Annotated in this window: 20 protein-coding genes and 1 riboswitch; of the genes, 1 reads left to right on the top strand and 19 read right to left on the bottom strand. The window is 51.1% G+C overall.

The window, feature by feature from the left end; genetic code table 11:
- Nucleotides 1–40: 40 nt before the first annotated feature.
- The 3 genes from galE to ACY2VW_RS06110 all read right to left on the bottom strand — a co-directional run bounded on the left by galE (nt 41) and on the right by ACY2VW_RS06110 (nt 3,834).
- Nucleotides 41–1,057, bottom strand: coding sequence for a UDP-glucose 4-epimerase GalE (gene galE, locus ACY2VW_RS06120; protein ID WP_461877423.1), 1,017 nt, complete (start codon nt 1,055–1,057; stop codon nt 41–43).
- Nucleotides 1,058–1,130: 73 nt separating this feature from the next.
- Nucleotides 1,131–2,624, bottom strand: a complete 1,494-nt coding sequence (galT, locus tag ACY2VW_RS06115) for a UDP-glucose--hexose-1-phosphate uridylyltransferase (RefSeq protein ID WP_461877422.1) — start codon at nt 2,622–2,624, stop codon at nt 1,131–1,133.
- A 40-nt stretch (nt 2,625–2,664) separates the two neighbouring features.
- A complete protein-coding gene (locus ACY2VW_RS06110) occupies nt 2,665–3,834 on the bottom strand; it encodes a galactokinase (RefSeq protein WP_461877421.1) in 1,170 nt (389 codons plus the stop codon).
- 255 nt (nt 3,835–4,089) lie between these two features.
- Here ACY2VW_RS06110 and ACY2VW_RS06105 point away from each other — a divergent pair, with 255 nt between their 5' ends.
- A complete protein-coding gene (locus ACY2VW_RS06105) occupies nt 4,090–4,986 on the top strand; it encodes an AraC family transcriptional regulator (protein ID WP_461877420.1) in 897 nt (298 codons plus the stop codon).
- Here the strand turns inward: ACY2VW_RS06105 and ACY2VW_RS06100 are convergent.
- The 16 genes from ACY2VW_RS06100 to glmM form a co-directional block, all read right to left on the bottom strand.
- Entirely contained in the window at nt 4,974–7,409 is a 2,436-nt protein-coding gene (locus tag ACY2VW_RS06100) for an ATP-dependent DNA helicase (protein WP_461877419.1), read from the bottom strand. The genes ACY2VW_RS06105 and ACY2VW_RS06100 overlap by 13 nt on opposite strands.
- A gap of 207 nt (nt 7,410–7,616) precedes the next feature.
- A complete protein-coding gene (locus ACY2VW_RS06095; protein WP_461877417.1) occupies nt 7,617–7,844 on the bottom strand; it encodes an HPr family phosphocarrier protein in 228 nt (75 codons plus the stop codon).
- 335 nt (nt 7,845–8,179) lie between these two features.
- Nucleotides 8,180–9,004, bottom strand: a complete 825-nt coding sequence (locus ACY2VW_RS06090) for a P-loop NTPase (protein WP_461877416.1) — start codon at nt 9,002–9,004, stop codon at nt 8,180–8,182.
- 30 nt (nt 9,005–9,034) lie between these two features.
- Nucleotides 9,035–9,379 carry a metal-sensing transcriptional repressor gene (locus tag ACY2VW_RS06085; RefSeq protein ID WP_461874134.1) on the bottom strand — a complete coding sequence of 115 codons (345 nt, stop codon included), beginning with the start codon at nt 9,377–9,379 and terminating at the stop codon, nt 9,035–9,037.
- 37 nt (nt 9,380–9,416) lie between these two features.
- On the bottom strand, nt 9,417–9,647 hold the full coding sequence (locus ACY2VW_RS06080) for a hypothetical protein (RefSeq protein ID WP_022463115.1): 231 nt from the start codon (nt 9,645–9,647) through the stop codon (nt 9,417–9,419).
- On the bottom strand, nt 9,644–10,180 hold the full coding sequence (locus tag ACY2VW_RS06075) for a DNA-deoxyinosine glycosylase (protein WP_461877415.1): 537 nt from the start codon (nt 10,178–10,180) through the stop codon (nt 9,644–9,646). Before ACY2VW_RS06075 ends, ACY2VW_RS06080 begins: the two co-directional genes overlap by 4 nt.
- Nucleotides 10,167–10,409 carry a hypothetical protein gene (locus tag ACY2VW_RS06070; RefSeq protein ID WP_461874131.1) on the bottom strand — a complete coding sequence of 81 codons (243 nt, stop codon included), beginning with the start codon at nt 10,407–10,409 and terminating at the stop codon, nt 10,167–10,169. Before ACY2VW_RS06070 ends, ACY2VW_RS06075 begins: the two co-directional genes overlap by 14 nt.
- Before the next feature lie 161 nt (nt 10,410–10,570).
- Nucleotides 10,571–10,819 carry a hypothetical protein gene (locus ACY2VW_RS06065; RefSeq protein WP_461877414.1) on the bottom strand — a complete coding sequence of 83 codons (249 nt, stop codon included), beginning with the start codon at nt 10,817–10,819 and terminating at the stop codon, nt 10,571–10,573.
- Between the two features lie 89 nt (nt 10,820–10,908).
- Nucleotides 10,909–12,087 carry a phosphoribosylaminoimidazolecarboxamide formyltransferase gene (locus tag ACY2VW_RS06060; protein WP_461874128.1) on the bottom strand — a complete coding sequence of 393 codons (1,179 nt, stop codon included), beginning with the start codon at nt 12,085–12,087 and terminating at the stop codon, nt 10,909–10,911.
- A gap of 31 nt (nt 12,088–12,118) precedes the next feature.
- Nucleotides 12,119–12,832, bottom strand: a complete 714-nt coding sequence (locus ACY2VW_RS06055) for an IMP cyclohydrolase (protein ID WP_461877413.1) — start codon at nt 12,830–12,832, stop codon at nt 12,119–12,121.
- A 78-nt stretch (nt 12,833–12,910) separates the two neighbouring features.
- A riboswitch (ZMP/ZTP riboswitch) is annotated at nt 12,911–12,991 on the bottom strand.
- A 76-nt stretch (nt 12,992–13,067) separates the two neighbouring features.
- Nucleotides 13,068–13,541: an acyl-CoA thioesterase gene (locus tag ACY2VW_RS06050; protein WP_461877429.1), complete on the bottom strand. Its 474-nt coding sequence runs from the start codon at nt 13,539–13,541 to the stop codon at nt 13,068–13,070.
- Nucleotides 13,542–13,678: 137 nt separating this feature from the next.
- Nucleotides 13,679–14,956, bottom strand: a complete 1,278-nt coding sequence (locus ACY2VW_RS06045) for an O-acetylhomoserine aminocarboxypropyltransferase/cysteine synthase family protein (RefSeq protein ID WP_461877412.1) — start codon at nt 14,954–14,956, stop codon at nt 13,679–13,681.
- A gap of 198 nt (nt 14,957–15,154) precedes the next feature.
- Nucleotides 15,155–17,563, bottom strand: a complete 2,409-nt coding sequence (locus ACY2VW_RS06040) for a ribonucleoside triphosphate reductase (protein ID WP_461877410.1) — start codon at nt 17,561–17,563, stop codon at nt 15,155–15,157.
- Nucleotides 17,564–17,808: 245 nt separating this feature from the next.
- Nucleotides 17,809–19,044: a GTPase HflX gene (hflX, locus tag ACY2VW_RS06035; RefSeq protein WP_461877409.1), complete on the bottom strand. Its 1,236-nt coding sequence runs from the start codon at nt 19,042–19,044 to the stop codon at nt 17,809–17,811.
- 18 nt (nt 19,045–19,062) lie between these two features.
- Nucleotides 19,063–20,097, bottom strand: a complete 1,035-nt coding sequence (locus ACY2VW_RS06030) for a tetratricopeptide repeat protein (protein ID WP_461877408.1) — start codon at nt 20,095–20,097, stop codon at nt 19,063–19,065.
- Nucleotides 20,094–21,440, bottom strand: coding sequence for a phosphoglucosamine mutase (gene glmM / locus ACY2VW_RS06025; RefSeq protein WP_461874448.1), 1,347 nt, complete (start codon nt 21,438–21,440; stop codon nt 20,094–20,096). The genes ACY2VW_RS06030 and glmM overlap by 4 nt, the downstream gene beginning before the upstream one ends.
- Between the last annotated feature and the right edge of the window lie 19 nt (nt 21,441–21,459).

Genomic DNA, 21,459 nt, shown 5'->3' with positions numbered 1-21,459 from the left:
TTCAAGTATCGGCGGGCCGCCAGATAACACTCACATTACATTAGTCGTTATATCCGTTCGGATTCTTCTGCTGCCAGTTCCAGGAATCGGCACACATCTCCTCGATGCCGTACTCAGCCTCCCAGCCAAGCTCCTCTTTTGCTTTGTCGCATTTGGAGTAGCAGGTTGCGATATCACCGTCACGGCGCGGTTTGATTTCGTATTTCAGCGGATGGCCGCAGGCTTTTTCAAATGCATGAATGACATCGAGTACGCTGTAGCCTTTGCCGGTTCCGAGGTTGTAAATGGAAACGCCCTCTTTGTCAGCCAGTTTCTGGATGGCTTTTACATGGCCGCGTGCCAGGTCAACAACATGGATGTAATCGCGGACACCAGTTCCGTCCGGAGTATCGTAGTCATCACCGAAAACGCCGATGCACTCGAGTTTTCCGATGGCAACCTGTGCGACATACGGAAGCAGGTTGTTCGGGATGCCCTTCGGATCCTCTCCGATAAGGCCGCTCTTGTGAGCTCCGATCGGGTTGAAGTAACGAAGCAGGATAACATTCCATTCCGGATCTGCGGTGTGGATATCGGTCAGAACCTGCTCGAGCATGCTTTTTGTCCAGCCGTATGGGTTGGTCGGGGTTCCCTTCGGGCACTCCTCGGTGATCGGAATCTGTGCCGGATTGCCGTATACGGTTGCAGAAGAACTGAAGATGATGTTCTTTACGCCATGGTTTCTCATCTCATCGCAGAGAATCAGGGTTCCGGTCATGTTGTTGTGATAATATTCAATCGGTTTATGTACGGACTCGCCGACTGCTTTTAAGCCTGCGAAATGGATGACAGCGTCAATTTTCTCGTTGTCGAAAATTTTCTTTACGCCTTCGCGGTCCAGCATATCGGTTTTGTAGAAGGTTACTTTCTTTCCGGTAATCTGTTCTACACGCTCGATGGCTTTCTCGCTTGCATTGTAAAGGTTGTCCATGACAACAACGTCATAGCCTGCGTTCAGCAGTTCCACACAGGTGTGGCTTCCAATATAGCCTGCACCGCCAGTAACTAAGATTTTCATTTTGGTATCCTCCATGTTTTCCTTCGCTGCTGCTTTTTTGCCGCAGCGGGTTAATTGAAGCATTTAGTTTATTCTACAACGTTTCCATGAATTTTGCAAATGCACTTCTGCCTTCCTCGGTGCACTTGTAAACGCCGGCATCCTCGAGTACGCCGACAAAGACTTTTCCGACTTCCTCTTTCAGGATATCCATCACATTTTCGCTGTTCAGCTCCGGATGGCGCGGCAGGAATTCGTCTACCCAGTCGGCATGTTTCTCCAGCTCTGCGACAGCGCGGATATCTTTTCCCTCTACAAGGCATTTGGAAAGCTCTTCCAGCTCATCTTTTAAGCGCGCCGGCAGAATCGCAAGTCCCATAACCTCAATAAGGCCGATGTTCTCTTTTTTGATGTGATGATACTGTGCATGCGGATGGTAAACACCGAGCGGGCATTCGTCCGTCGTGATGTTGTTGCGCAGTGCCAGATCGAGTTCGAACGTATCGCCCACTTTTCTTGCGATCGGCGTGATCGTGTTGTGCGGCTCTCCGTCAGTCTCGGCGAATACAAACGCATCCTCATCCGTGTAACCTCTCCAGCAGTTCAGGATATGCTCTGCCAGATCGATCAGCCGTTTCTCATCTTTGTGGCGGATCCGGATGACGGACAGCGGCCATTTGACGATGCCGGTTTCCACATCCTCGTATCCTTTGATGGTAAAATGGCGCTCGATCGGCGCTTTCGCCATTGCGAAGGTATAGTGACCGCCCTGATAATGATCGTGGCTTAAAATGGAGCCTCCCACGATCGGCAGATCCGCATTGGAACCGATGAAGTAGTGCGGAAACAGCTTGATAAAGTCAAACAGCTTCACAAAGGTCGCGCGCTCGATCTTCATCGGGTTATGCTGGAAATTGAACACGATGCAGTGCTCATTGTAATACACATATGGCGAGTACTGGAATCCCCACTCCGTCTGATTGATCGTCAGCGGAATGATGCGGTGGTTCTGGCGCGCCGGGTGGTTGACGCGTCCCGCATAGCCCACATTCTCCTTGCAGAGCAGGCATTTCGGATAACCGCTCTGTTTTGCCAGTTTTGCAGCCGCGATCGCCTTCGGGTCCTTCTCCGGTTTGGAGAGGTTGATCGAGATATCGATATCGCCGTAGGCACTCGGTACGCTCCAGCGGATATCCTTTGCGATGCGGTATCTGCGGATGTAGTTGGAATCCTGGCTCAGTTTGTAAAAGTAATCGGTTGCCTCCTGCGGGCTCTTCGCATAGAGTTCCTCAAACTTCTTTACCACCTCTCCCGGGCGCGGCATCAGGCAGTCCATCAGTTTCGTATCGAACAGATCGCGGTAAACGACGCTGTTGTGTTCGAGAAGACCGCGCTTAGCTGCATCATCAAGCAGTTCATTTAAAGTCTCTTCCAAATCCGGGGTCTCCGGAATCTGCTCCGGCTCTTCGTAATCGGAAATCTGCATGACTTCCAGAATCCGGTTTGTCGCATAGATTTTATCCAGTCCCGAAACAAGACCGGCATTTTCTCCATATTTTACCAGTTTTGCAATACTCTCGTTGATCACTGTAGCTTCCTCCCTGCTGCCGATCCAGCTTTTTTGTTTTTTATTTTAATACGCCTGCGCCGTCTCCGATGTCTACGACATAGAAGTCTGCGGCATAGCCGATTTTTTCTTTGTAAGCTGCGCCTACTTTTGCGATGAAGTTGTCAATATCTTCTGTTTTTACGATGCTGACGGTGCATCCGCCGAAGCCTGCGCCTGTCATACGTGATCCGATGACACCCGGGCAGTTCCATGCTTCTTCCACAAGAGTATCCAGCTCGATGCCGGTTACCTCATAGTCATCACGCAGGGAAACGTGGGATGCGTTCATCAGCTCGCCGAATTTTGCGATGTCGTCTGCCTTTAAAGCTGCAACGGCCTGAACGGTTCTCTGGTTCTCGTAAACAGCATGTTTTGCACGTTTCTGTCGGACCGGATCTTTGATGGCATCTTTCACTGCCTCAAACTCTTCCTCGGTCAGCTCACCAAGGCTCTTGATGTCTTTGACTTTCTGGATCTCAGCCAGAGCAGTCTCGCACTCGCTGCGGCGCTCGTTGTATTTGGAGTCGCCAAGGCCGCGTTTCTTGTTGCTGCAGGAGATGACAATTCTTGCGCCTTCCAGTTTAACCGGTGCGTACTCATATTTCAGATCGCTGGTGTCAAGGAAGATCGCACAGTCCTTTTTGCCCATGGCGATGGCGAACTGATCCATGATACCGCAGTTGACGCCGTTGTAGTTGTTCTCGGAGAACTGGCCGTACAGAGCGATGTCGATCATGGAGATGGTGTCGTAGCCGAACATGTCACGCAGCATTACGCCGGTTACGGTCTCAACGGATGCGGAAGAGGAAAGGCCGGAGCCGTTCGGAATGTTTCCGTAGAGCACGATGTCGAAGCCCTGCTCTACCGGGAAGCCCTTCTGGCAAAATGCCCACATCATTCCCTTCGGATATGCGGTCCAGTTGCCTTCTTTTCCCATCAGGAACTCGTCGAGGGAAGATTCTACCACGCCGAGTTTCTCAAAGTTCATGGAGTAAAAACGAAGTTTTCTGTCGTCACGTTTTCTTGCTGCCATGTAAGTTCCGATGGTCAGTGCGCATGGAAATACGTGGCCCCCGTTGTAATCGGTGTGCTCACCGATCAGGTTCACACGTCCAGGTGCGAAGTAGGTGCGGATGTCGCCCTCTCCCCCGAACAGTTTTGCAAAACAATCCAGTACCTGCTGTTTCATTTTGTTGTCTCCTTTTCTTTTTGGTGTGTTGTTTTCGTGGTTTCGTTTGTTGTGTGTGTATTGTGTGTGTTTTTTTTCTTATCTTCTTAAGTATCATTATAGTGAGCCATACGCTCCTTCGCAACAACAATATTAGGGCAAACGATAATTATATTGAGGTGATCTTCGATTTTTCCTTGTTTTTTTCTTCTTTTTGCCGCATACTTTACTTATTATATGATTTCTTATGAATTTTATCGTCTGGAGGTACGTTTCATGCAGCTTCGCCTGGATAAAGAAAACCGTGAATTAAAGGCCCACGGCCGTTATGAATTTCCCGTCAATATCAGTTACGAACAGCTCTCCTGCTACGAGCGCGGCTCCTTTTCCTGGCACTGGCACCCGGAGATTGAGCTGACGTTTGTCCTTTCAGGACAGATCGGGTATCAGGTCAATGGAAAATCGTATGTCTTAAAAGAGGGGGACGGCATTTTCTGCAACACGAATGCGCTTCACACCGGCCACATGATCGACGGGATGGACTGCGTCTATATTTCAACCACATTCGCCCCGCGCTTTCTCTATGGTTTTTCAAACAGTGTAATCCAGACGCGCTACGTTGAACCGGTCCTGACGGATATGCAGCTCGCCTCCATTGTCTTTTCTCCGGAGATCGGCTGGCAGAACAAGGTGCTTACCTGTATGCACCGCATCTACGACCTCTCGCTGTCGCAGCCGGCCGCGTTTGAAATGGAAATTCAGGAGCTTCTGCTCTCGATCTGGATTGAGATTTACCGCCATGCTTCCTTTTCCGGTGAATCCCAGAATACCGCGGCAGCGCGCGATGTCGAACGGCTCCGCATTCTGCTCGACTACATCCACCGCCACTATATGGAGCATCTGACGCTCGAGGATCTCGCCGCACAGATCCACATCTGCCGCAGTGAATGCTGCCGTTTTTTCAAGAAATGCATGAACGAGTCGCTGTTTGACTACCTGCTCGACTACCGCATTGAAAAAAGCCTGCCGCTCCTTCTCGAGCGCCAGGCCAGTATCACTTCCGTAGCCGAACAGACCGGATTTTCCAGTCCTGCCTACTTTTCTAAAATTTTCCGCCAGCAGATGGGCTGCTCCCCGAGTGAATACCGGAACCGCGCGGATCATTCCGGCTGATCGATTCTCGTCCAGAACTGATTGATCACTGCCGGGAGGCTGTTTCTCTGCACAATCCGGCAGTCCTCCCACTCCCGCGGGAAAAGCTCGCGGTATTCCCGGTTGCGGAACCGCTCGTCGAGCAGCAGAATCACACCTGTGTCCTCTGTTGTGCGGATCACGCGGCCGGCCGCCTGCAGAACTTTATTCATGCCGGGATAGCGGTATGCGTAGTCGAAGCCGTTTTCGCCGTTCCGGTCGAAATACTGTTTCAGAAGCTCCCGCTCCGGTCCGACCTGCGGAATACCGGCGCCCACGACAGCCGCTCCGATCAGCTTTTCGCCGTCCAGATCAATTCCTTCCGAGAAAATGCCGCCCATGATACAGAATCCCACCAGCGTTTTCTCGTTGTCTTTCGCAAACGCCTCCAGAAACTCTTCTCTCTCCTGCTCCCGCATCGCCGACTCCTGGATCAGGCAGGTCACGTTTTCATCCGCATACAATTCTTCATAGACCGTATAGACATCCTGCATCAGGCGGTATGACGGGAAGAACGCCATATAGTTGCCCTTCCGGCTCTGGATCATCTCGTTCAGGTAGGCTGCGATCTTTTCAAACTCTGCGCGGTTTCTCCTCTGATACTTCGTGCTGACCTCGCTTCCGACCGCCAGACACCGCTTCGTGGGATCAAACGGGGACTCCACGTAAATCGCGTAATCGTCCGTATTCGTGCTGAACATCTTCTTATAATACTGCACCGGCAGCAGCGTCGCGGAAAAGAAGACGGCCGACCGCCCCTGGTTGATGCACCGCTGCAGATTCTCCGCCGGATTGACGCAGAACAGGCGCAGTGCAAAATCGCCGTTATCGAGATAGCTTGTGTAGATCAGATAATTTTCATCGACTAAATTGTAAATCTCCGAAAAATTCCGCAGGTTAAAGTAAAATTCCAGGACCTGTTTCCGGATTTCGCTCGTCTTGTGTGCTTCCAGCCAGCCCGCCAGCTCTTCCAGCAGCTGATTGACCATCAGAAGAAACGTCGATACGCTTTCCAGCTCCGTGCAGGAATCGCACTCTCTTTTGTAGACCAGCATCTGATGATTGCAGCGGTTCAGCGCCTTCTCGAGCTTTTTGCCCGGCGCATACGGGCGGAGGAGCTGGCGGACCTTTAAAATCTCCTCTTTGACGAGCGTGGCACTGAACATATCGCGGCCCCGTTCAACCAGGTTGTGCGCCTCGTCGATCAGAAAGATATAGCCGCCCTTCGTTCCTTCTGCAAAAAAGCGTTTTAATTTCGAGGTCGGATCAAATGCATAGTTGTAATCGCAGATCACGCCGTCCACCCACGAAGCCACGTCAAACTGGAGCTCGTGCGGGCAGACATTCCATTTTTCCGCCTGGCGCAGTACTTCCTCTCTGGTGTAGGAATCGCATTCCGTCAGCATCTCGTACACCGCCGCATTGATCCGGTCAAAGTGGCCTTTCGCACGCGGGCAGTGGATCGGATCGCACTCCGGCTCGTCGAGGACGCACATTTTTTCTTTCGCCGTCAGAGTGATCGCTTTGAACTGCAGTCCTTTCTCTTTTAGAATCGAGACCGCCTCCTCCGCCACGGTGCGGGTGATGGTTTTCGCCGTCAGATAGAAGAGGCGGTCACCGCAGCCCTCTCCGATCGCGCGGATCGCCGGAAAGACCGTGGACATTGTTTTTCCGATGCCGGTCGGCGCCTGGACGAAAAGTTCTTTTTTCCGCAGAATCGTGCGGTAGACACCGCTCACCAGTTCCCGCTGGCCTTTCCGGTATGGGAAGGGGAATTCGAGATGCTGCATCGAGGCATCTCGCGCTTTCTGCCACTGGTACTGAAATTCCGCCCAGATAAACCAGGCATCGAGAAGCTCATCGAACCACTGCTCCAGCTCCGGTAGCTTGTACGTCTGCAGAAAATGGCGGATGCGCCAGTTGGAGTGCTCCGGCTTTACCTCTTCTTTGGTAAGCGGGCGCAGAAGGCCTTCCTCCTCGGAGGAGAGCAGGGTGTACGTCATCAGCACGCCCATCTCCTCTTTGCGGTTCTGGAGGCCGTAGATGCAGGCGTAGCATTTTGCCTGTGCCAGATGCACCGGAACCGGCTCTTCCATCGCTTCGAGGTCACGGTACGTTCCCTTGATCTCCTCGATCACGGTCGTGGTTCCGTCCTCGTACATGCCGTCCGCTCTTCCCTCGACGCGCAGGGTGAAATGCTCATATTCTTTTTCATGCACCAGCGGAACCTCCGCACGGTAATCGACACCCCGTTTTTTCTGGATCTGCTGATGCACCCGCGTTCCCGCCTGCATCGCATCGCGCTCACCAAAACCACCCGACGAGTTGTCCAGATCCCCTCTGCGCAGAATAAACTCCACCAGATTCCGCACGGAAATCCGGATCTCCTTCTTTTTCTCTTCCACTTGCCCGCTCCTCTTGTTTTTACTCAGAACATATATTTGCTCTCTATTATACAGAAAAAAGGAGACTGCCGCAACAGTCTCCTTTTTTCTCTCTGAAGTTATGTGTCTCGTGTGATTAGTTTTTCTTCAGAAAGTCCCCTGCGCAAATTCTGTCTCATCTCTCGCTGGCGGCGCAGGCTTTTGTTTTTTCGTTTCCCTTAATAAAATTTATGCTACAGCAAATTTCTGCAGGGTTTTATTGAATGCCGGGCTGTCACCATAACAGTGTACGGTGAGATCACGGTTCAGATCCATGCTGAGGATGCCAAGAATGGATTTTGCATCAATAATAACACGGTTGTAAAAAATGTCAATATCAAAATCACATTTCGAAGCTGCTTTTACAAACTCCTCTACTTCCTCAGTTCCACTGAGTCTTACTACGCACTTTGACATACGATTCACCTCTTTCTTAATCAATAGCTGTTTGTTTTCCTATCGTTGAGGTAGATTATGCACTTTTTCTCTTTAAATGTCAATATTGAATTTATTTCCTTATTTTTGCCATATTATGCATGTTTTTTATGCAAGTTTTTCTCATTAACCCTTCATATTTGTTGCTTTTTGTCTCATTTGTGCAGTCATGTGTAACCGGTTACACAAAATCCGTTTAAAATAAAATAGTTTTTTCCAAAAGAAACGTAAAAATCTTGTCAAAAAAACCCGCTTTTTCTTGTAAAATCAAGAAAAAACGAGTTTTTTACGTCCTTACATCTTCTTGTATTTAATGATCAGATATTAATTTTCGCAATATCCGTGTTATCCACTTCTGCGAATCTTCCTTCATCTACCAGCTCGGCAAACTCCGGATGAATCGGCATTTTGCCGAGAACCGGCACGCCGATCTCGGCTGCGATCTCGTCGATGTGGCTTTCGCCGAAAATGGACAGCTTCCTGCCACAGTCCGGACATATGAGGTAGCTGTAGTTCTCTACGATACCGAGCACCGGAACGCTCATCATCTGAGCCATCTTGTAGGCTTTCATGACGATCATGCGCACCAGATCCTGCGGGGAGGATACGATCACTACACCGTCTACCGGAAGAGACTGGAAAACCGTCAGCGGAACATCACCGGTTCCCGGCGGCATATCGACAAAGAGATAGTCCAGATCGCCCCAGATGACGTCTGTCCAGAACTGTTTTACGGTTCCTGCGATGACAGGTCCTCTCCAGATGACCGGCTCCTCCTCGCCCGGAAGCAGAAGGTTGATGGACATTACCTTGACGCCGTTTGCTGCAACGGCTGGGTAAACACCCTTGTCATCTACGTTTGCAGGTCCTTTCAGACCATACATTTTCGGGATGGACGGGCCTGTGATATCGGCATCGAGGATACCTACCTTATAGCCCTCTTTTGCTTTCTGGTTTGCCAGAGATGCGGTTACCATGGATTTACCAACACCGCCCTTGCCGCTGACAATGCCAATGACATGTTTGATCGAAGAATCGGCATTCAGATCAATATGAAAATCCGGTTTGCCCTGTCCTGCCTTGCTTGGACATCCTTCGCAGCTTTCTTTGGAACAGCTCGAATTGCTGCATTCTTTTGCCATGTTTCTTTCCTCTTTTCTTGTTTTTCTTGCTTATTTGACAAAGCGGTCGATCGCCTTATTCAGCTCCTCAATCGCTTTTGTGTCCCCATGCTCGACTGCATCGACGATGCAGTGTTCAATGTGATCCTCCAGGATAATTTTTCCTGTATTGTTAATGGCCGCCTTCACGGCAGACAGCTGGATCAGAACCTCGGTGCAGTCCCGGCCTTCCTCTACCATCCGCTTGATCGACTCCATGTGTCCGATCGCGCGGGAGAGGCGGTTTAAGACTGCTTTTGTATTTGTATGATGGTGCCCGTGAGCGTGATCGTGGGAATGTTCGATCACGGTGCCGTCTTCCAGCACATGCACATGCGTGTGTTTTTCTTCACTCATCGTTTTTTCTCCGCTTTTCCGGTATTTTCTGCGCGATTCAGATTTCTGTAAACGTAAACCGCTGGCGGATGCCGGAAGTCTCGATGTCAAAGACCAGAGATCCGTCTGCTTCCACCGTTTTTTCGTATTTTAAGTTTTTGTCTGGAAATTTCTGACGGATATACGCTTCCGGGTCGTCCGTCTCGATTTCATCGAAAAAGACATCCCGCATCTGATTGTTGGCACACTCGTTAAAAATCTCCCAGACGGTCTCGTACTCTTTTTTCATGCTTTTTCCTCTTCACTTCGCAGCACATCGCCGCACTGGCTCCACTCGCCAAGAAGGCGCTCCACGGACCATGCCGCATTTGCAGGGCTTGTCGACGGAAGACGGACCGCTTCCCTTCCAAGCTGCTTTTCCTGGTACTTCCGGTAATACTTCCACGCGGTCGCCCCGTTGCAGTAAATCTGCCGGATATCGGCGCAGGCCAGAATGTCCTGCAGCGGATTCGGCACAACGTCGCGGATGCTCGCATCGCTCGATCCTGTGATGACGCAGGACGCGATCACATCCCAGACAGCGATATGATTCCGGAGCAGAAACGCCTTCTTCTCTTCCACCGTCTGCGGCACCTCTTCCCCGCACACGGCGGCTGTCACCTTCCAGAAACGGTTCTGCGGATGGCCGTAAAAAAAGCCGGTCTCCCTGGATTTTACAGACGGAAAACTGCCGAGAATCAGAATCCGGGAATCGGCGCGGTAAACCGGCGGAATCGGATGCACCACCGGGTGCTCATTTTTGTTCTCGTCAGGTCGGCTCATCTTCATCAAACTCCACTACCGTATAGAATCCTCTCGGTGTCTCTTTTACTTCTTTTACGATTCCCTTCCGGGACTGCAGCCTTTCATACGCCTGATAATTCTTGCTCATGGCCACTGCCGGGGTAATCGTATAATAATAGGAGGTAGGCAGTGCGCTCTCTGTCACGTTGACTTCCTGGCCTTCCTCGAGAAGTCCCTGTCGCTCCATCTTAAATTCCATCTGCCGCATATCTATCATCCTCCTTCTTGCAGCGGGCGCCAAAAGATACGCCCATGGGGTATTTTATCACACTTTTCCGAAAAAGAACAGGGGATTTTCCCGTTTCCATCAGAAAAAAAGGCGGTACAGTCCCCCCTCAAGGTTCTGTACCGCCTTTTTACGTTTCTCTTTTATTCTTCTGAAAGTGCTACTCTCTCTTTGATGATATCGGTCAGCATGTCTTCTGCATCTGCCATTCCGGTATCTTCCAGCTCTTTGAGCATTGCATCATAGTTCGCATCAAAGTCAGCTTCACTTCCGATTACACAGCTTACCAGAGAAGACCATGCAATCTCATCCAGTTTGTTTGCAATTTCATCAAACTCAAATGGTTTAGTGTACGCCCATACTGCCCAGTAATTCCGGAATGCGATATGCATATTTTGCCTGTTTTCCCAGGAAATGCCATGGCAGAAAGAAACCCGGCCATCGAAAGACCGGGTTTCTTCTATATATAATATCTTTTTTCTTAGTGATGGAACAAACGAATTCCTGTAAATGCCATCGCCATGTTGTACTTGTTGCAGCACTCGATGACAGCATCGTCACGAACCGATCCGCCCGGCTCTGCGATGTACTCGACGCCGCTCTTGTGTGCGCGCTCAATGTTGTCACTGAATGGGAAGAACGCATCGGAGCCTAAGGTTACGCCCTTCATCTGGTCGAGCCATGCACGTTTCTCTTCTCTTGTGAAGACTTCCGGTTTTACTTTGAAGATCTTCTCCCATGCGCCGTCTGCGAGGACATCCATGTACTCCTCGCCGATATAAACGTCGATCGCATTGTCACGGTCTGCGCGGCGGATGCCGTCTACGAACTGCAGATCCAGCACCTTCGGGCACTGACGCAGGAACCAGTTGTCGGCTTTCTGTCCGGCAAGGCGGGTGCAGTGTACACGGGACTGCTGGCCTGCACCGACACCGATCGCCTGGCCGTCTTTGACGAAGCATACGGAGTTAGACTGGGTATATTTTAAGGTAATCAGCGCAATTTTCAGATCGCGTTTTGCTGCTTCCGGAATCTCTTTGTTCTCGGTTACCACGTTGGAGAGCAGCTCATCGTCGATCGGCAGCTCCTGACGGCCCTGCTCAAAGGTAATGCCAAAGACCTGTTTGTGCTCGAGCGGAGCCGGACGGTAATTCTCGTCGATTTTGATGACGCAGTAGTTACCTTTTTTCTTTGCTTTCAGGATTTCGAGTGCCTCGTCGGTAAATCCCGGAGCGATAACGCCGTCGGATACCTCGCGTTTGATCAGGGATGCGGTGTCCTTGTCGCAGACATCAGAAAGTGCAATAAAGTCGCCGAAGGAAGACATACGGTCAGCGCCTCTTGCTCTTGCATAAGCGCATGCTAACGGAGAAAGCTCTCCCATATCGTCTACCCAGTAAATTTTACGCAGGGTCTCGTCCAGCGGAAGACCTACGGCTGCACCTGCCGGGGAAACGTGTTTGAAGGAAGTTGCTGCCGGAAGGCCTGTGGCTGCTTTCAGCTCACGTACCAGCTGCCAGCCATTGAACGCATCCAGGAAATTGATGTAGCCCGGACGGCCGCTTAATACTTCGATCGGAAGCTCTCTGTCATCGTCCATATAGATTCTGGAAGGTTTCTGGTTCGGGTTGCATCCGTATTTTAACGCTAATTCTTTCATGATTTTCTCCTTTCGCAAAACACTCGATTTCTTATTTATTTTTATTCACGATTCTTGTCTCATACTTGCCGGTTGCAATGTCGATATAGCGTGTGAAGAGGGACACCTTGTTGTCCTCATTTAAGCTGCTCCAGAGCAGTTCCGTGAATGCATCAATGTCATCCGGGATGTCAACCAGCTTTGGCTCACCCTCAAAGCTTGGCAGCGGATTGCCGTCGTGCATGTAAGTATGGATGAAATGGCCTTCCCCTGCTACGCAGTTATCATAAGAGAAGGTGTAGCGGTTGCACTGGGACGGATCGCCATTGTTGCTCTTTAAGATCGACATCTGATAGCCGTACGTTCCGTTCTCTACGTGCATCACACCGGAAATACGAGGGGTGTAGTTCGGTGCATCCGGCTCAAACTCTCTGCTTCGGAGGGATACCTCAAATGTTTTTCCCTGCTCCAGTCCTTCGTATACGGTATCGGTCTGGTCTCCGTTTGTTACGATCGTATCATTTCCAAGAACGCGTACCGGCGCGTAGATGATCAGGCTCGGATCTTCCAGCTTCGACGGATCAAACGCCTGTGTGCGGATTCCCTCACTCTCCTCAACAAAGACACGGTTACGGCTGTTCTGGCTTCTGCCCATAATAAAGTATCCGGCAACGGCTTTTGTGCCGTCTTTGGATCTGCCGATCACAATTCCTCTTCCTGGATATGCATTTCCTTTTAATTCCTGTTCCAGTGATACTTTTTTCATCTTCTGATCTCCTTTTCAAGGTGGCTGGAATGGGGTTTTCTGTCTTTGGATAAAAAAACAGACCCACTCCCCCAAGCATTCTTCTGCCCAGACGGTCGGCCTCTTCTCACGCTATACTCCCTGTGGTCATTTCCACTTCCGTCAGTCGTATAACTGCCTTTACCTTAACATGGAAATTCCCGCCTGTCAAGGGACGAAGCGGGAATTTCTCAAAATGAATTTTTTCAGAATGTTTTTAAAATCCTTCTCTGTGGCGTTTTTTCCGAAGCTCATACCGTCGTTTTCCGCCTTCCCACTCAGCCTCCTGCTCCGGAGACTCTAAAATGAGTCCCGGAACCGGAACTGCGTGGCCTTTCTCGTCGATCGCCACCATCACCACGTAGGCGCGGTTGATCATTTTCCGCATGCCGGTCGCGAGCTCTTCCACGTACGTGTCGACCCGCACCTCCATCGAAGTGCGTCCGACGTACGTGACTCTTCCGACCAGCACGACGGTGTCGTTCAGAAAAGCAGGATGTTTGAAGTTCAGATTGTCGATACACGCGGTGGTGATTTCGTGGCCGCAGTGGCGGCGTCCCACCAGTCCGGCCATTTCATCAATCCAGGCGACCAGCTGGCCGCCGAACAGACGGCCGTAGCCGTTGATATGGCGGTGCATCAGAAGATACGACTGCTCTGTCTCAGAATCTTTTACGCGTTTTTTTGCCATTTCTTCCATGTTTTCTTTTTCTCCTTCTTACACTCTGCTTTTCTCAACACTCTTTCGGTACGCGAAAAAAACATTTCCGCATTCTGTAAACGCCGTTTTTCGGTATATTTACCCTTGTTTATTGATTTTCAGAGTGTTTATACGTTCGCAAGCGCCTGGTCAAGGTCTGCGATGATGTCGTTCACATCCTCGATACCGACCGACAGACGGATCAGATCCGGCAGAACACCGGCTTCGATGAGCTGCTGATCGTTCAGCTGGCGGTGGGTATGGCTTGCCGGGTGCAGGACGCAACTTCTTGCATCGGCAACATGGGTTACAATTGCTACCATTTTCAGACCGTTCGTGAAGCGCATTGCGCCGTCTCTTCCGCCCTTTGGTCCGAAGCAGAGAACACCGCAGGTTCCGTTCGGCATATATTTTTCAGCCAGTGCATGGTATTTGCTGTCCGCAAGGCCTGCATACTCAACCCATGCTACCTTCGGGTGGTTTTTCAGGAACTCTGCCACTTTCTCGGCATTTCTGCAGTGACGCTCCACGCGCAGGTGCAGGGTCTCCAGGCCGACATTCGTCAGGAATGCATTCTGCGGGGACTGGCATGCTCCCATATCGCGCATCAGCTGTGCGGTTGCTTTGGTGATATATGCTTTTTTGCCGAATTTCCGGGTATAAATAACACCGTGGTACGATTCATCCGGTGTGGTAAGCCCCGGGAATTTGTCTGCATGCGCATCCCAGTCAAAGTTTCCGGAATCAACAATCGCTCCTCCGAGCGCCATTGCATGGCCATCCATGTATTTTGTGGTGGAATGGGTGACAATATCTACACCGAACTCGAACGGACGGCAGTTGATCGGAGTTGCAAAGGTGTTGTCGCAGATCATCGGAACGCCGTGCTCGTGTGCAAGTTTGACAAACTTGTCGATATCCAGCACAACGCCTGCCGGGTTGGAAATCGTCTCGGCAAAAACGGCTTTCGTGTTCGGCTGGAATGCTTTTTCCAGCTCTTCTGCCGGCGCATCCTGGTCCACGAGGGTAGTCTCGATGCCGAATCGTTTTAAGGTAACGGCGAGCAGGTTGGAGGTTCCTCCGTAAACCTTTGCCGCGCAGACAACGTGGTCGCCTGCCTCACAGATGTTGGTAACGGCAAGCATCGTTGCCGCCTGGCCGGAAGATGTGAGCATGGCTGCCACGCCGCCCTCCAGATCGCAGATTTTCTGCGCTACGACGTCGTTCGTCGGGTTCTGCAGACGGGAATAGAAATATCCCTCCTCCTCCAGATCGAACAGTTTTCCCATTTCCTCGCTGGTTGCATATTTGAATGTTGTGCTCTGGTAAATCGGAAGCACACGCGGCTCACCGTTTTTCGGCTGCCATCCTCCCTGTACACAGATTGTGTCCTGGCTGTATCCCATATATTTTCTCCTTTCTTTCACCGGTAACGGGCATCCCATAATCCGTTATCACGGCATTTGTCAGAATTTCGTGTGATCACGAACCTTGACCTATTATTTGTGAAACAGAATACCCCCGCCCGGGATGCCCGGGCGAGGGTATCGCTTTTCCCTATTATACCTCTGTTTGTTCTTTCCTGCAACTATATGCGCACAGATTCAGGAGAGATATTCATCCACATATTTCTGGATATTAGATGCATTCACAATTTTCTGCACCTGACCGTCCTCCACAACGAGAAGGGTTGGTGCCTGCATAATACCGTACTGTGCGGCAAGATCCGGGCGGCGCTCTGCATCGATCACTTCATACTGCTCTTCGGCGAGCATCTCTTTTGCCATTTTGCAGTTCGGACAGGTGCTTGTCGTGAACAGATACATGCCATCTTCCTCAATTTTATCTGCTGCAGCGGCTTTCGGCTCTTCTTTTACGGCTGCCTGCTCTGCCAGTTTTTCTGCTGCGCCGTAGGATTTCATCTTCTGCTCCGGAGATTTGGAGTGAATGATATCATAAACGGTTCTGTTTTTGTACTCCTGGCGTTTTCCGTCGTTCCAGTTCTTGACCGGACGGTAATATCCCGTGATACGGCTGTAAACCTCTGCCTCTTTTCCGCAGATCGGACAGGTAAAGTGCTCGCCGGCGAGATAGCCGTCGTTCGCACAGACAGAATATGTCGGGGACAGCGTGTAGTACGGCAGCTTGTAGTTCTCTGCAATCTTCCGCACGAGGGAAGCTGCTGCTTTCCAGTCCGGCAGCTTTTCGCCGAGGAACGCATGGAATACCGTTCCTGATGTATACAGGGTCTGCAGATCGTCCTGAATGTCAAGCGCCGAGAAAATATCCTCGGTATAGTCCACCGGCAGATGGGAGCTGTTGGTGTAATACGGGGTATCTCCCTCGTGGCCTGCGGTCTTGATATCCGGCCATTTTGCACGGTCATGTTTTGCCAGACGGTATGCGGTAGACTCCGCCGGAGTTGCCTCAAGGTTGTACAGATCGCCGTACTCCTCCTGATAATCGGAGAGGCGTTCTCTCATATGGTTCAGAACCTCTTTCGTAAACTGCTGTGTCTTCGGATCCTCCAGACCCTTTCCAAGCCATGCGGCATTTAAACCGGCCTCGTTCATACCGATCAGACCGATGGTTGAGAAGTGGTTCTCAAACGTTCCGAGGTACCGTTTCGTATATGGATACAGTCCCTCGTCCAGGAGGCGGGTAATGACCTCACGTTTCGTCTTTAACGAACGTGCGGCGATATCCATCATATGATCGAGACGGCGGTAGAACTCTTTCTCATCTTTGGACTGATATGCGATACGCGGCATATTGATGGTGACAACGCCGACCGATCCGGTGCTCTCGCCGGAACCGAAGAATCCGCCGGTTTTCTTTCGAAGCTCACGCAGATCCAGGCGGAGACGGCAGCACATGGAGCGCACGTCGCTTGGTTTCATATCGCTGTTGATGTAGTTGGAAAAGTACGGAGTACCGTATTTTGCGGTCATCTCGAACAGCAGACGGTTGTTCTCGTTGTCGGACCAGTCAAAATCAGATGTGATGGAGTACGTCGGGATCGGGTACTGGAAGCCTCGTCCGTTGGCATCTCCCTCGATCATCGTCTCGATAAAGGCTTTGTTGACCATATCCATCTCTTTTTTACAGTCTTTGTACTTGAAGTCCATCTCCTTGCCGCCGACAATCGCCGGAAGCTCTGCGAGGTCATCCGGTACGGTCCAGTCGAGTGTGATGTTGGAGAACGGTGCCTGGCTTCCCCAGCGGCTCGGTGTGTTGACGCCGTAGATGAACGCCTCGATGCACTTCTTCACTTCGCCGTAGCTTAAGTTATCCACTTTGACGAACGGCGCCAGATACGTATCAAACGAAGAAAATGCCTGCGCACCTGCCCACTCGTTCTGCATAATGCCGAGAAAATTGACCATCTGGTTGCACAGAACCGAAAGATGTCTTGCCGGAGAAGAAGTAATCTTTCCGTTGATGCCGCCAAGTCCCTCTTTGATCAGCTGCTTTAAGGACCATCCTGCACAGTAGCCGGTCAGCATCGACAGGTCGTGGATGTGAATATCCGCGTTGCGGTGTGCCTCGGCGATCTCGTCATCATAAATTTCTGATAACCAGTAGTTGGCTGTGATCGCACCGGAGTTGCTTAAGATCAGACCGCCGACAGAATACGTTACGGTCGAGTTCTCTTTGACACGCCAGTCCTCTACTTTTACGTAGCTGTCCACGATCTCTTTGTAGTCTACGATCGTCGATTTCATGTTGCGGATTTTTTCCCTCTGCTTGCGATACAGAATGTAAGCTTTTGCCACTTCTGCGTAGCCGCACTGGATCAGCACGTTCTCCACGCTGTCCTGAATTGCCTCCACTGAAATTTTTCCGTCTTTGATCTTGGACTGAAAGTCCGCTGTTACGCGCAGTGCCAGCATCTGAAGCATGTCATCGCTGAACTGCATATCTTTTGCGCCGAATGCTTTTCCAATCGCATCGGTAATCTTTTTCATCTGGAACTCTGCAATCGTTCCGTCTCTCTTTTCTACCTGAAACATGGAATCCCTCCTGTTAATTCAACCGTTTCTGCAAGGCCTTTTAAGTTCCGCTCTTTGCAGTGTCTGAACCATATGATAGCAGAGCATGTTTCTCCCGTCAATAGTAAAAAGTACCATATCTAGTGTGAAATTTTCTAACATCACTAGATATGGTACTTTTACTTGTGTTCTGTCCCTTCCATTTTTCGGCGCTGTACGGCGTTTAAAGGGATGTACTGCCGTTTTCAAGCCCGCTTGCCATACCTCTATACCCTTGGGTAGATATCCTTCGGTACATAGGCTTTTACGCGGATGCCCTCCGGCAGATATTCTTCTTCGAGCAGAATTCCGTAGCTGCGGATCAGTGAAATTGTTCCCGCCTTGTCGTACGGATAAAGCCGCTCGATATAAATTTTGCCTTCCATCATCCAGGAAGAGAGCAAATTTTTGAGGTCCTCAAGTCCCTGTCCCGTCTTTGCCGAAACCGCAAGGCTCGCATCTGCCCGGAAATCCTTTACGATGACCGGATCGAGAAGCTTATCCTGTTTATTCAGCAGCGTGACAATCTTTTTATCCTCAACTTTCAGTTCCCGCAGCGTATCGTAAACCACCTGCATCTGCAGTTCCATCTGCGGATTTGAAGTATCCACAACGTGGAGAATGTAATCGGCGTACCGCGCCTCCTCGAGGGTGCTCCGGAACGCATCGATCAGATGGTGCGGCAGCTTGTTGATAAATCCAACCGTGTCGGTCAGCAGAATCTCCTGTCCGTCCGGCAGGGTCAGTGACCGCGTCGTCGTGTCCAGCGTTGAGAACAGCATCGCATCGGCGAGAATATCCGATCCCGTCAGTGCATTTAAAAGGCTGCTCTTTCCCGCCGAAGTATAGCCGACGAGTGCCGCCACCGGGATTCTTGAGCGCTTTCTGCCTTCGCGGAGAAGCTCTCTGTGCTGGCGCACCTCCTCGAGCTCGCGTTTTAACTGCGTAATGCGGGCACGGATGAGACGGCGGTCCGTCTCCAGCTTTTTCTCTCCCGGTCCTCTCGTGCCGATTCCGCCGCCGAGACGGGAAAGCGATGTGCCAAGGCCGGAAAGTCGGGACGCACGGTACTTTAACTGGGCCAGCTCAACCTGGATTTTACCCTCGCTGCTCACGGCGCGCGCCGCAAAGATATCCAGGATCAGAAGCGTACGGTCCATGATCTTGCATTCCAGTGCTTCCTCCAGCCCTTTTAACTGGATCGAGGAGAGCTCATCGTCGCAGATGATGCCCGTCGCATCGCAGGCGCGCACCAGAATTTTCAATTCCTCTAATTTTCCTTTTCCGATGTACGTTCCCGGATGAATGGCCTCCCGCACCTGCACCAGGCGGCCCTCCACCTTCGCACCGGCGGTGCTGGCCAGTTCCGCCAGCTCGTCGAGTGATTCTTCTGCGTTTGCGCCGCCGTTTTCCTGTACGCCGACCAGAATCACGCGCTCCTGTTCTTCTCTTAAATCAAACAATCCAACTTCCTCCGTCTGTTATCGGTTCTGGAGAAACGTATTTTCCCGCTGCGCCGTGGTATTTTCCGGGTATGCTGCCAGAAAATCTGCCATCAGCGACTTCGCGGTATCAAAATCCGCCCGTTTTTCATATGCTACAATCTGGTTGAACAGCAGATTTTCTTTTTCGGAATCCTCTGCTGTCTTGAGGCCCTCATCCATATACGAGAGTGCTCCGTCGGTATCGTTCTCTGCCAGAGCACAGAGCGCCAGTCCGTTGTTGGCTGCTGCCGCAAAACCCTCCGTCGAAAGATACGAGGAAAACAGCGCTTTCGCCTCGTCGCTCTGCCCTTCTGAGAGATAAACCTCGCCGAGCATTTCCATCGCCGCGCTGCTGCCGTCCTTCATTGCCTTCGAGAACGCTTTCACCGCTTCGTCCTGCTCCTCCAGATAGTAGTATGCACAGCCGACGTTATAATAATCCTCGGTCGTTTTCGGCTCAATCTTCACTGCCGCTTCAAGGTAACGGTCGCCGTCCGCCTTCATGCTGCTCTCCTGATACAGCTCGTAAATATCAAGGCAGAGCTGATAGCTCTCCTTTGTCTCCACCGCCGCATCAAAGTCCACCTTCGCCTGCTCGTAGTTCTTCTGCAGGAAGTACGCGCGTCCCCGAAGGAACAGCGCATCGGCATCTGCCTTTTCTGCCTGAATATTGGTGCAGATCTCGATGGCTCCGTCCAGATCCCCGGCCTGTACGCAGGTTTCCGCCTCGTAATACATGACATCGCGCGAAAACTCCGCGTCTTTGTGCTTCATGCTCGAAAGGCTGCTCTTGAAAGCCTCTTTTGCCTTGTCATACTCCTGGCTTTTCAGATAAGCGATGCCGAGCGACCGGTAGCTCTCTGCCAGACGGTCGCCTGCCTTTACAGCTCCCTCCAGCATCGCAATCGACGTTACGTAGTCCTTCTGTTCGAGCGCCTCGATGCCCTTTTTATAAAGCTTTGAATTTTTATTTTCACAGCCGCCAAGCACCATTGCCGCCGCCAGAAAAAAGATTACCAGTCTTTTTTTCATTCTGTCACAAGTCCTTCTTTATGCATCACAGAAACGACCTGGTCTACGTATTTTGCACACGTTGCGTCGTCCGGCGCTTCCACCATGACACGGATCACCGGCTCGGTGCCGCTCTCTCTTACGAGGATGCGTCCGTCATCGCCCAGGGCCTCTGCTACGTCTTCTACTGCTTTCTGTACGGCCGGGTTGGCCTTTGCAGCTGCTTTGTTTGCCACACGGACATTCTTTAAGAGCTGTGGGTAAATCACTACCTCGGCTGTCAGGGTGCTGAGCGGGAGTTTCTTATCCATCAGCACTTCCATCACCATCAGGGAGGTTAGGATTCCGTCACCGGTCGTCGCGTGCTTACTGAAAATAATGTGGCCGGACTGCTCTCCGCCGAGAGAATAGCCGTTTGCCATCATGTTCTCGCACACGTATTTATCGCCGACTGCTGTCTTCTCATACCGGATACCGGCGCGGTCACATGCTTTGTAAAGACCAAGGTTTGACATGATCGTGGTTACGATCGTATCTCCGTTTAACTGGCCTTTTTCTTTTAAGTATTTACCGCAGACGTACATGATCAGGTCTCCGTCTACGACATTTCCCAGCTCATCGACAGCGATGCAGCGGTCTGCGTCTCCGTCGTAGGCAAATCCGACATCGAGGTGTTTCTCTCTTACGTATTTCTGAAGCTCTTCGATGTGGGTGGAACCACAGCCGCGGTTGATGTTTGTTCCGTCCGGCTCGTTGTGGATCACATACGTCTTGGCGCCGATGGCATCAAATACGCTCTTGGCTACGGAAGAGGCACTTCCGTTGGAGCAGTCAAGTCCGACTCTCATGTTTTTGAACGATTTTGTCGGAATCGAGATCAGGTGCCCAATGTAGCGGTTTCTTCCGGCTGCGAAATCCACGGTGCGTCCAATGTCTTCTCTCGTTGCGAACGGGATCTTCGGTGTTCCGTCATCGATGTAGGCTTCGATCTGCGCTTCGATGTCGGCTTCCAGTTTCTGTCCGAGGCCGTTGATGACCTTAATTCCGTTGTCATAAAACGGGTTATGGCTGGCGGAGATCATGATTCCGCAGTCAAAGTTTTCTGTACGGACAACGTAGGAAACGCTCGGGGTGGTCGTTACATGCAGCAGATAAGCGTCTGCTCCCGATGCGGTCAGTCCTGCTACCAGCGAATATTCGAACATGTAGCTGGAGCGTCTGGTGTCTTTTCCAATGACGATCTGTGCCTTGTGGTCTTTTCCGAAATACCATCCGAGGAATCTTCCCACTTTATATGCATGCTCAACCGTCAGATCAATGTTTGCTTCTCCACGAAATCCATCTGTTCCAAAATATTTACCCATGGTAATGCTCTCCTTTCCC

The organism is Fusicatenibacter sp., from assembly GCF_977045365.1.
This window is presented reverse-complemented; position numbering and strand designations above follow the sequence as displayed.